Origin of the sequence: Leeuwenhoekiella sp. LLG6367-2.1 (genome assembly GCF_045055775.1) — a bacterium.
Taxonomy (GTDB): domain Bacteria; phylum Bacteroidota; class Bacteroidia; order Flavobacteriales; family Flavobacteriaceae; genus Leeuwenhoekiella; species Leeuwenhoekiella aequorea.
This window is the reverse complement of the sequence record NZ_CP159331.1, coordinates 549173-561246: the sequence shown is the minus strand read 5'-3', so window position 1 is coordinate 561246 and position 12074 is coordinate 549173. Positions and strand designations below refer to the sequence as shown.

The window sequence follows — 12074 nt, the reverse complement described above, 5'->3', positions numbered from 1 at the left end:
GAAATGAAAAGTTTACTTGGAATAGGATCAAGAATTAAGCACGAAAAATTCGGAATGGGAGTAGTGACTAATGTAACATCAAAACTTTATTGGGTTACATTTATTGATAGTGGTTTAGAAACTATTGAACTAGACTCGGAATTTGATACCATAGAGGCCGTTGAAGATGAGGTTGATAGTGTGTCTTTTTATGAAGTTGAAAGCACCTTGAGAAATTTACTGAAACAATATTCTGATATATCTGAAATTGTTCCTATAGCAGATAAATGGAAAGGTGGATCTATCACTTTAAATTCTGGTGATCCCAATCTTGCCAGCAAGGAAATAGCAATCGATGCTTTTTTTCATAAAATAGTTATGGTGAGAGATCGTATACGAGTTATGGAGCAAAAGATAAACTCAAGTAAAAATCTTGACGATCAGGAAAAAGTAGATTTACAGCAATACCTTACCCGTATCTACGGGAGTCTAACTACATTTAATATTCTCTTTAAAAATAATTCACAGAACTTCAAAGGAGAAGGGAAATCTAAATCTTAGTAGTCATTTGATTTTTAATTTATAAATAAATAAGAGCTAAGTGATTACAACTATACCCTATTATTAAAGAAGTGAAATACTTGTTTACTATGAGTTTGTTTTTAGCCTAAAGACTTCTTTCAAACTTCCTTCAACAGGAGAGTTATCAGTATTCGTTTCCATGATATCTGCCATATAAGCCCACCATTTTTTAACTACTGGATCATTAGGTAAATCTGCTGTGCTATGATTTGATTCTAAATGCTGAAATCCAAAAAGTGTTCCCGTTGATTCATCGAGATAAATCAAGTATTCTTTGATTCCAGAATTTTTTAAAAGTTGCTCTAATTCTGGCCAGATAAAATCGTGACGACGTTTATATTCTTCTTGAAAACCCGGAAGAAGTTTCATTGTAAATGCATGTGTCATTATAGAGGAATTGGTATTTTAATGGTATGACTGAGAATCTCATTTTTTTTATTTCATGATTTATGCGCTTCTCAATTATATTTTAGTTTAATGTTAATCTCTAAGTTCTACATTAACTTCTGGAGTATCCTTGCTAAATTCTGTGTTAAGCAGGTCTTGAAGTTCTTTGAACTTTTCTGTATTCGAGGTGCTTAAATTATTGGTTTCTGATGGGTCTTTTTCAATATCATAAAGTGCATAGCTGGACTCACCTTCTAAACGCCTGGTGCGAATAAGTTTATACGGTTTTTTTATAAGACATTCTTGCAAATGACCTCTTATGTATATTGGATTTGATCTATCAATTAGTTTGAGACTTAGAAGGGCTTGAGCCGCTTCACCCTCAATCGAAATGGGTGTTTGAGTAGCTCCTGCCCATTTTAAAAATGTGGGCATCCAGTCTGTAACCTGAATGTAATTCTCGCTTTCGCCTTGATCTAAATGATTTTTCCAAGATATTATAGCCGGTACACGTATAGCTCCCTCATAATTTGAAGTTTTATAATCCCGCAGTGGTAAGTTGCTTCCCAACGTTAAATTAGGGCCATATTTTCCATCATAAAGTTCTTCTGAAGGTAACCATTTTTGCTGCGCTCCGTTATCGCTAATAAATAGAATAATGGTATTGTTTAATAGGTTTTGATCTTTTAAAGATTTCAAAACTTGACCTATTCCATCATCCATATGACTCATCGCAGCAGCGTATGCTTTACGACTGTTATCTGTAATCATGGGATACTCGTCTAGCCAAAGTTTAGGTTCTTGTAAGGGTATGTGAGGTGCACTGTATGCTAATTGCAGGTAAAAAGGTGTAGAGGAGTCCTGTTCTTTAATATACTCGATTGCAGCATTTGTAAGTAAGTCTGTAACGTGACCCTTTTCAGCAATAAACTTTCCGTTTTTATACCAGGTGCTATCCCCATTTTTGTAGGTGTGTGCATATTGATCGAGTTGCCCATGAAGAAAACCGTAAGAGGTTTCAAAGCCATAAGCTTCTGGTCCATTTTCTGGGTTTAAACCTAGATGCCATTTACCCATTAAGGCGGTTTTATACTTTAATTCTTTTAAAGACTGCGGAAGTGTTTTTATTGTGTCTGGTAGACTCAGTTCACTACGGCCGCTTATAGGAGCTACAATTCCCATTCTACTTGCTGGTCTACCGGTTAAGAAACTTGCACGTGCAGGCGAGCAAGTGGGGTAGGTGTAGAACCTATCTAGCTTGAGACCAGATTGTGCAAGACTATCTAATGTAGGCGTGTTAATTTCTGAGCCATTAAAACTAAAATCATTCCAGCCTGCATCATCAGCTATGATTACCAGAAAGTTAGGTTTCATTGTGTTTTTTAAACCCTCTTTAGAATCCGTTGTAGTTTTATTTTGACAAGAGCTAATAATAGAAAATAATAGTGCTGCAGCAAATAACTGCAGTATTATTAATTTACTGATATTTTTCATTTAGAATTAAATTTTAAGATTTAGCTTTTTAAATCGATCATTCTCTTAATTTCAGCTAAATAGATTTGTTTAGCATCTTCTGTAAGCTGAAAATAAAAAGAACCGCCAGAATCTGCTCCAAAACCAAAATAAGTGCGTGGTCCTGCAGCAGATTCACCAGCACCTTCATAAAATTCAACATTTGCATCAAAGCGTACATATAACATTGCGCCACCTTCATTATTATTAGCCTCACCCGGAGCGCTTGTAACCATCACCTTGCCATTTGTATTTGAAGCAGTATATAGAAGATTTATAGGTGTACTTAACCAAGGTAGCAAATCATTAGCTTCTAAAGTTACATTTTGAAAAACAGGGTCTGTAGAATCCTCAATCTTTGCTTTCATTATTGTTGTAGAAACTGTAAATGGGACTGGATCACTTGCTTGATTAAACCAATTAATCCGACTGTTTCTTGCTATCCATTGCGAATTTAATATCAAAGGTACTGTTAGCGCATTCCAGGCTGTTTTGCTCGAGCCATTAAAATTACCTGAACTACAGGAGCGACCTATAATTACCAAATCTGCATTATTGAGGTCATCGATTTTTTCTTGAGAAGCTTCTTCTAATCGATCGTGACCATATGTGCTTACAAAAAAGTCATTAGAGCGTAACCATTCTATTTGAGCATCATCAGCAGAGCCATTTGCAATAAATACTATTTTAGGATTAGCTTTAAATGAAGTTTCTGTGAACTTACTGTATATGGTGTCTAGTGCATTAGGTGAGGGAATATATGCCGATCGAAATTTAAGAATTGATTTATTTTTATAATCGGGTATTGAAACTGAATTTTGTTTAGAATCTATATATAAATTAATTGAAACTCCAGCCGTATTTATATAATTGATTTCAGTATCTATTATGCCGCTACCGGTGGCGACAGGAGCATATTCAAAATCTAATTTATTATCTAATACAAATCCAGAAAGAATCTCTCGGTTTAATGCTTTATCGGCATATTGAGCACCAAAAACATCTGCACCTCCCTTAAGTATCTTAGAACGTTCACCTGTACTACTTAATGTTTGAACTTCAAAACTGTAAAATTTTTCATCTAAATTTTCTATAAGTGCACGTATAGTGTCTGGACTAGTAGTTGCATTTACAGGAATTGACATTGAATTTATACCAGCATCCCAAGATATTTTAACTTCAGATATATTTGCATCTTCAACAATACCTTTAACCAGTACTCTGTTCTCTCCAGATTGAATTTCAAAGAATTTTAATTCTGCTAAAACATTTGATTCATCGTTGGGACTTAATAAATATTGATCATCAGATTTACAAGAGCTGCTACTAATGACTATGACCGTCAAGAATAGTAATAGTGTTGAAATTTTCCGTATATGTTTCATAGTAACTCGTTTAATAATTAAGTTTTAATCTCAGATCTTAATCTTCTAAACTCCAAACAAAGGGTAAATACCAGTTTTCCTTTGACATTAATTTTGTACGTATAGATGCAGCTTGAGAATTACCGTCTGCAGATAATTTAGCAAAAACTTTATCTGCTAAAAATGAAGGATCATTTCGCCTTAATGCAATACGCAAAAGATCTCCCCATCTATTCCCTTCGTAGGCTAATTCTAATGCGGCTTCTTCTATAATATTATTCTCTAGAGAAATTAAACTATCACCTATTATTGGCGCTCGTTCTAAATAAGCACGACCTCTTAATCCACCATTACGATGCCAGTCTGCTCTAAATCTTGGAAAGTCACCATTGCGTGCGTCAAAATTGTAAGGAAAGGGCTCAAAGGTTTGTTCTATATCTGTTTTATCGGTAACTCCGGAAACGGTGTATTCATTTTGAATTCCAAAATTGAGCAAGGCATCTGCAATTCTATGTTGATTATCTCTGTTTGCAGCTTCTGCATAGCGTAGGTGTAAGGTTGCTGCTCGATACAAAAACCAATTTCCATCAGTTTGAAATAGATCTATTGGAACCTGTCTAATAGGATCTAGGAAATTGTATAAATATTTCATAATTACTTCATCATCATCTATAATATTATAAGAAAATCGCTTTCCTCTAGCATCATACGGAAATCCATTCTGTTGTTTTTGATTTTCCCAAAGATTTATGGCATTCTGAGAAGGCTTAACCAAGTAATCACCTCCACGATTAGCAAATAAATTTATAAATGGATTTTTAGGAGCAAAGTCACTATCAAATGGTAGCGACCAAATCCACTCCGTATTCCATAGAACATCGCGTTCTCTTGCAAAAATTGAACGCCATCCCTGTGTGTTATTATTGATGAGAGAACGTGCATCTTGCTCACTGTATCTACTATATCCCACAGCTAAATCATTGTTTGAAGCAATCTCTGCATATTTAACACGGTAGACATCAAAACGATCAATATCATTTCCGCTCATTGAGCCAGTTTCCATTACATTTTTATAATGTATTGCTGCTTGGGTATAATTGTTATTCCACAACTGTAAATCACCCAATATGCATTCTTTATTAATAAAAAATTTTGCGGTATTATAGCCATCAACATCTATAACTAATGTACTGTCTTCAGAATAAGGGCTAGTATAAGTGAGTCCTTCTGTAAACTCTACAAGATTTCTAATTAATTCTTGAAATGGAATTTTAGGATATTTCGAGGTATCCAAGACATCGTTGAGATTCTCTAAAGGTTCAGTAATATAAGGCACCTCACCATAGTGGATACCTAACTGCAAATATACCCATGAACGCAAAGCACCAATGTCTGAATAGCGCTGATTATACTCAGTTTGTGTAAATTTTTTATCAGCCAGCATAACATCAAAATTTTTCAAATTGTCATTACAATTTTGAATAACCTCATAGAAGTCCTTAGGATTTGCAAACCTATTTTCTGCGGTAACTGAATGCTGAGAGAGTTCGATAAGTTCTGGATCTGAGTTGCGTGTTGTAGTCATTAAATCAGCACGTAATTCGTTAAGTAATACATATTTTTCAGCTAACTGCATAAATTTCCCGTAGGTACCTACAATTGCTGCATCTGCATCAAAAACATCTCTATAAACCTGATCAGAATTTAATTTATCTTGAGGTTCAACATCTAGATATTCTTGACATGAGGTAAAGCTTAGTATTAAAGCAAATATTCCAAGAGTTACAGTTATTCTGGTATGTTTAGTCATTGTTATCATTTTTCTTAGCTCTAAAAAATTATTATTATAGCCCCAAGCGTACGCCTAATTGTATTGTAGTAAATTGAGGTACAAGACCTATGTCTGCCCCTTGTCCAAAAATGGATGATGTAGCACTAAACTCAGGATCATAACCTAAATAATCTGTGAGTGTAAATAAATTATTTGCTGTTGCATAAATTTTTACAGCATTTAAATAATCAAGATCTAGAGGTATATCATAAGCAAGAACAAGTGTTTTAAGTCTTAAATAGGAACCGTCCTCAATCCAACGATCTGAAAAAGAAGCATTACCCATAGGGTCTCCCCAGACTGCTCTGGGTATTGAAGTTTGCTGTCCTTCTGCAACCCAACGATTACGTACCGCTATACTTTGATTTTCATAACCACTCATTTTTTCTAAGTTGTTGCGAAGACCATTATAAAGATCATTACCTACTGAAAAGTTGAATAGTGCAGAAAGACTAAGTCGTTTATATTTAAAACTTGTACTCACGCTTCCTGTAAAATCTGGATTCGGATTTCCTATTACGGTGCGGTCTTTTTCATCAATAACTTGATCGCCATTGAGATCTGTAAATATTACATCTCCACCTTGAAATGGAGCAAAATTACCATTGCCTAAAGGTATTTTTAAATTGGCTGCAGTTGCTTCTGCTGTTGATGCATACACGCCATTAGTTTGATAACCAAAAAAGAGGTTAGCATCCTCACCCTCTTGGGTTATGTATGTGGCACCACCAAACTGAGATAGGATAAATTCATTTGGAATGTCTGTAACTTCATTTATATAGTGTGATAAGGTAAAACCTAAATCAAAATTTATATCTGGTGTATTTACTAATCTACTATTTAAGGACAAATCAATACCTCTAGTTCGCATGGTCCCACTGTTTGAGACTATATTGTCAAAACCACTGGTTGGGTTAATAGTCTCATATGTAATCATATCTGTTGTTCTGTTCTCATAAACATCAACAGAAGCATTAAAGCGTTCATCAAAAAGCGCTATATCTGCACCGAGATTTATTTTGCGAACCGTTTCCCATTTTAATTCGGGATTTCCTATATTATCCCGTACAAGACCTTGGAGCCCTAATAAGTTCTGGGAAACATAAAGTTGTTGTGCTGTATAATTACCGATGTCATCATTACCCGAATATCCTATACTCCCTCTTAATTTTAAAAGATTAATTACTTTTATGTTTTGAAGGAAATTTTCTGAGGACACCAGCCATCCTGCAGATATTGAACCCATAGTTGCAAAACGTGAACCTCCCAGAGTAATACCGCCATCATTTATCGCATCACCAAAACGGCTAGAACCATCTAACGCGGCATTAAATTTCACAAAGTATTTGTTTAAATAATTGTATTCTGCACTTAGATATGCGTTTACCCAGTTCCATTCTCCCAGAGCACCACCTACAAACCGCAACAAGTTACTTCCCGCACCTACACTTGTAAAATCATCGGTAGCTGAGTTATAACCCAAGCCCAGATCGCTTTCAGAATTATTATTTTGTGAACGTAGTCCCAGGCGCAGATCAAGTTTATTTTTGAAGTCTAATTGTTTTGCATAATTAATGTAGGTATCTGTAAAAATGCTATATAAACGCTGTACCTCGCTACCACTTCTATTACTAGCAATGGCAGTAGGTAATACGACATCTGCTACTCCAAAATCTGGAATGAAGAAACTCTCGCGCTCTTTATTATAATTGATACCTACTAGTGTATGAGCACTAAAATTTTTATTAAACTGATACTCAAAATTAAGGTTTCCGAAAAAGCGGTAGTTCTTGTTCACTCCAAATCCATTATCTAGAATAGCTAGGGGATTACTCACATCAAATAAATCTACATCATCTAGATTAGGTGATACTTCACCTGAAGCATTTATGGCATTTATTGCCATAAATGGGGATTTAGTTAACGATAAATATAAAGGGCTCGTTTTATAAGCCAGTCCTTGATCGTTTTGATACTCCGTATTGTGTATAAAAGAAAGATTAGCATCTACAAAAAGCTTTTCTGTAAGTTTTAATGATGCATTTAAACGCGTATTGTATCGCTCAAGACCAGAATTTTTTATGATTCCATCACTGTTTAAATACCCTACTGAAAGGCCATATTTAGCAATATCATCACCACCTCTAATTTTTAGGTAATAATTTTGATTTCCACTGTTTTTATAAACCTGTTCCTGCCAGTCTGTATTATTTTGATATTTAAAATAGTTACCTGTAGAACGGTCATCACTTATCCAAGGTTGATTCTCAATCTGGGTTTGACTGTCTCCACGGGTAGCCACTAACTGCGATAAATAACTGCGATATTCGCCAGAATTTAATACAGGAAGACGATCTGGAATTTGGTTAACACCGCCATACATTGTAAAATCTATTTTAGTACTTAAATCTACAGCACGGGTTGTGGTGATAATTATAACACCATTAGCGCCTTTTGTACCGTAAAGTGATGAGCCATCTTTAAGTACGCTTACATCTTGTATGTCTTTAACATCTATCATAGATAATGGTGATGTACTATTATGTTGAATGATACCAAATCCATAATCTTCATCATCGTAAATCATACCATCTACGACTAGTAAAGGCTTATTAGTTGCATAAAGTGAATTAAAGCCTCTCAACGTTAGATATGCTCCAGTACCTTGCACTCCAGATCTACGTATACTGTTAAGACCTGCAACCTTACCTTGTAAAAAGTCACCTACAGATTCATTAACTGGATTACTCCACTGTAATTCATCAAAATCTATAACATTTGTTCCTTGCGTACCGGTATACTGTAATTGTTCACCTCCAGGTAACCTAGCTACTTCATAAAATGAGGAATAATTTGCTTCAAACAGCTCTATTTCAAAACCATTATCTCTATTATTTATGGGAAAAACTTTTGCTTGATAATCAAGACCGCTTACAAGTAGTAAAGCATTCAAATGAGGTGCTTTTATAGAAAATGTACCATCTTCATTAGTGATAGCAGCAGAAAAATTTTCTATAGCAATACTTATTCCAGAAATTCCTTTGCCTGTCTTTGCATCTTTAATAAGACCTCTTACATTAATACCATCCTGACTTTGGATTTTAACCGAAGTAGAATCAGGAGAAATTTGTGCATAAAGTCCGACATCTATTCCACCGAAGAACAGTATGCTAAGAAGACAGGTTAGTTGTAATTTTTTGAGCATAGCGATTGGTTTAAAAGACTTTATTTAATTACAGGTACTAGTTTTAAATAATCCAGGCTTAGGGTGTTTACACCGTCTGAAGTTGAATTTGCAGCCATAAGGGAGACAAGTGTTTGGCCGCTGCCTTTAACAGTTAATTCAAATTCGCCCACAAAAACTTCTTCATATACATTGGGCTCTACATTCGTATAAGGCAGTTCTGCAAAAGGTTCATTTAAACTACCATCAACTTCAGATATAAAACCTCCTATATTAACCCGTTGTTGAAAGATGTTTGTTTGTATATCATTTATGGCACGCCAGTATACCTTATAGGAAGTTGTGTATAAATTAGAAACACCATAATAAATAGTGAATCTATTTATACGATGATTCTGTACCATTATATCATTAAAAACAATGCCATTAGGATCTTCCTTTTCACGGTAAAATGTATTAGAGCGTTTATCACCTTGGCTAAATTGAAAAGGTTCCTCTCCTTGAATGGTAGATGTAAGCAAGCGGGTTTCTAGCGGAATTTCTAATTCACCCATCACATATACAACTCCGTTACTTAACTGGATTTCCTCTGCAATCGTAGCCTCATTTAATGGTACTTTCACTCCAAATTTAGACACCAAAGTATCGGGTAAATTTTCGCGAGTAATTGCTTTATGGAAGGCTAGATCCCTTACTGTGAAATAATTAGTGTAGGTAGTAGTAGAGTCTTCACTAATACGATTCATATACGGTCTTAAGCGTTCTGTTTCTGTTACAAAACTTCCGTCTTCTAAGAGAAAAAAAGTGTATTTATTTTCCTCATTATTAAGATTATAGACGTTTGTAAAATAGGAGTTCGTTAATGAATCTGCATAAATACCTGGTAGGGATAAAGACTTTTGAACACTATCTCTAGTATAAATATTAACTTCATTAAGGTCTATTAAATACTTGCTCATAGCATTAGTAGAAGCTCTTTCTTGTACATATTCCCAGATATTCTTTTTAGGAGCTAGAGCTTTATCGATGATATGATATAAGCCATTAGATGTGTACTTATCTGCTTCAATAACATTTGCATCTGCAATTGTTTTACCGAATTTAAACTCTAAGTATTTATTAGAATACATTTTTACAGTAACCGTATCTTGCTGTGTTATGGAAGAGAATGCGGTTAATGCAATGTGATTTTCTACAAATAGTTTTTTTGCAGCTGTACTTGCTAACGCTGACGCTTCAACCTGAGCGAAAGCCTCATTAGTAGGAGCCCAGACTGTAAAAGTTTTTGAAGAAGCAAGTATTTTATCATAGCCGGTTTCCGTGAGTAATTTGCCAAATTCTGAAGTTTGAGCAGAAGCGGTGAGTGCCTCACTTAAATTAAAATTTAAATTAGCGTCACTGGTCTCCGCATGTTCTTCCCAGGGATCAGAACAGGAGAATGCTCCAGCAAGCAGTATACAAGCAAAAAACAGCTTAAAATTGGTTTTTATTGAATTCATCCTAAAGGGATTAAGTTTTGTATTCATTTTATTTTTTGTGTTCTATTCAAAGATTAAACCGTCTCCACCAGCTTCAAATTTTGGGTAGAGCTGGTCCATATCTATAGGTCTGAATTCGATGACATCTATCCAGGTGTTTCCGTTACTACTATCTTGAATGGCTTCAAGAGTAACTTGGTGAGTTCCCGTAGTTTCTATATTTATAATACCTACTAGTCTACAGTTAAATCGGTTAGTACTGGGTTCTATATGCCGCTTATAGCCTTGTGATTCTAACACTCTTTCTGGAAGATCTGTGTTGCCGTACTCTCTAAAATTTATTAGTCTTGGCAAAGCAACACCATCTACTGAAATTTGTGCGGCTGCAGAAGAGCGTTCATTTGTTCTGTAGGATACCCAAACTTTATATTGGCCCTTTATAATCACAGGTGTAGTAAAAGTCATTGGATTGAGGTGACCTTGTCTAAATCTGTTTAAATCAATTACATCTCCATGCCAGGCTCTATCAAGTTGAGAACTGCTACCTATCGCTGAAGCAACATAGCCTAATGATTGACTATCTGGCCAAGATACTAAGCTTAGTTCTTCATTTTTTAAGTATACACTCGGAGCGCCAGGGGTTCTAAAGACTGAACTCAGTTGTCTGAATTCTGGTTGATCTGCAACATCAAAATACACTGGAGCAGGTAATCTTTTCTTTATAAAAAAATTCTCATTTACCAAATGTAAGGCACCATTAGAAGCCGTTATGTCACTGGTAATACGATCTATTTCTACACCCTTTTCAAGAACTCCATTAAAGGTTTCTTCATTGAGTAATAATGTGTCCAGAGCGAGATTTACAGTAATTACTTCAAGAGGTGCTTTTGTAAGTACTGCAGGTGTATCAGCAAGGTCTGCCAGATAATTAAGCCCTGGAATAATGCGATAAGCCACAAAGAGATTGAGACTATCTTGAGGGTTTGTAGGATCTCCTAAATGACTGTACTTGGTTTTTAACTCTTCAAGAGTATTCAAACCAAATTTTTGAAACACTTCATTGGATTGGGCTATAACTGTGAGATAACTAGGAATACTATCTGCATCATAGGTGACTGGTAAATTTAATTTGTCATACCAGCCTGTAGCTTTAACAGCTTCAGTAAATAAGCTGAGGGAGGTATCGCTAGATAATGTTTGCGCAAGGGTTTTATCTGCAACCCGAAGTACTTTGTCGATAACATGAATTACTCCGTTACCTACTTCAATATTAGAAGAGATAATACTTGAAGTTTTATTTACAGTAATGCTTGATGTTCCATTTTTATTAGATGCTCCCGTAATTAAAAATTGACCTTGCAAACTGGGAGCAGCAATCTTACCATCGGTAAATTCTGTAGTTTTTATTGTTTGCTCTAGAATGTGAAGTTTAGTCAAATCCTGCAATTCATCAAGAGGTATGTCAGAGATTGAACTTACACCCAAATCAGAAAGTAATGCGGCTACAGCATCATTATCTGGTAAAAACAAAGTGTAGGTTCCGTATGTATTCATAAAAGAGGCATAATCTGTAATCTCCATAATTTCTAGAAATGAAGAATATTCAGGATTTGCCTTTAAGAACTCAGTTATATTAAGAGTTTCATCTGTAGATTCTTTAAACTTTTCGGTAGTACAGTTTAGGACAGAACAAGCCAGTATGAAGACCAGTGTAAGTCTGAGCAAAATGGATAAGCTGTGTATTTTTTTCATGACTT

8 protein-coding genes are annotated in these 12074 nt (G+C 35.1%); 1 reads left to right on the top strand and 7 read right to left on the bottom strand.

The annotated features are described in order from the left end of the window. The first annotated feature begins 3 nt into the window (after positions 1-3). Entirely contained in the window at positions 4-540 is a 537-nt protein-coding gene (locus tag ABVM53_RS02475) for a hypothetical protein (protein ID WP_405329094.1), read from the top strand. A gap of 87 nt (positions 541-627) precedes the next feature. Here ABVM53_RS02475 and rhaM read toward each other — a convergent pair whose 3' ends face one another. From rhaM to ABVM53_RS02440, 7 genes are all read right to left on the bottom strand, one after another. Then, positions 628-948 carry an L-rhamnose mutarotase gene (gene rhaM, locus ABVM53_RS02470; RefSeq protein WP_405329091.1) on the bottom strand — a complete coding sequence of 107 codons (321 nt, stop codon included), beginning with the start codon at positions 946-948 and terminating at the stop codon, positions 628-630. A 93-nt stretch (positions 949-1041) separates the two neighbouring features. Further along, complete coding sequence (locus ABVM53_RS02465) at positions 1042-2442, bottom strand: sulfatase-like hydrolase/transferase (RefSeq protein WP_405329088.1); 1401 nt, start codon at positions 2440-2442, stop codon at positions 1042-1044. Positions 2443-2462: 20 nt separating this feature from the next. Next, positions 2463-3845, bottom strand: coding sequence for a DUF4998 domain-containing protein (locus ABVM53_RS02460; protein ID WP_405329085.1), 1383 nt, complete (start codon positions 3843-3845; stop codon positions 2463-2465). Between the two features lie 37 nt (positions 3846-3882). Further along, the gene (locus tag ABVM53_RS02455; RefSeq protein ID WP_405329082.1) at positions 3883-5634 is read right to left on the bottom strand and encodes a RagB/SusD family nutrient uptake outer membrane protein; all 1752 of its coding nucleotides are present in this window, start codon (positions 5632-5634) and stop codon (positions 3883-3885) included. Between the two features lie 34 nt (positions 5635-5668). Continuing rightward, a complete protein-coding gene (locus ABVM53_RS02450) occupies positions 5669-8860 on the bottom strand; it encodes a SusC/RagA family TonB-linked outer membrane protein (protein ID WP_405329079.1) in 3192 nt (1063 codons plus the stop codon). A 20-nt stretch (positions 8861-8880) separates the two neighbouring features. After that, positions 8881-10365: a fasciclin domain-containing protein gene (locus tag ABVM53_RS02445; protein WP_405329076.1), complete on the bottom strand. Its 1485-nt coding sequence runs from the start codon at positions 10363-10365 to the stop codon at positions 8881-8883. Between the two features lie 15 nt (positions 10366-10380). Next, a complete protein-coding gene (locus ABVM53_RS02440) occupies positions 10381-12069 on the bottom strand; it encodes a fasciclin domain-containing protein (RefSeq protein ID WP_405329073.1) in 1689 nt (562 codons plus the stop codon). Positions 12070-12074 lie beyond the last annotated feature (5 nt).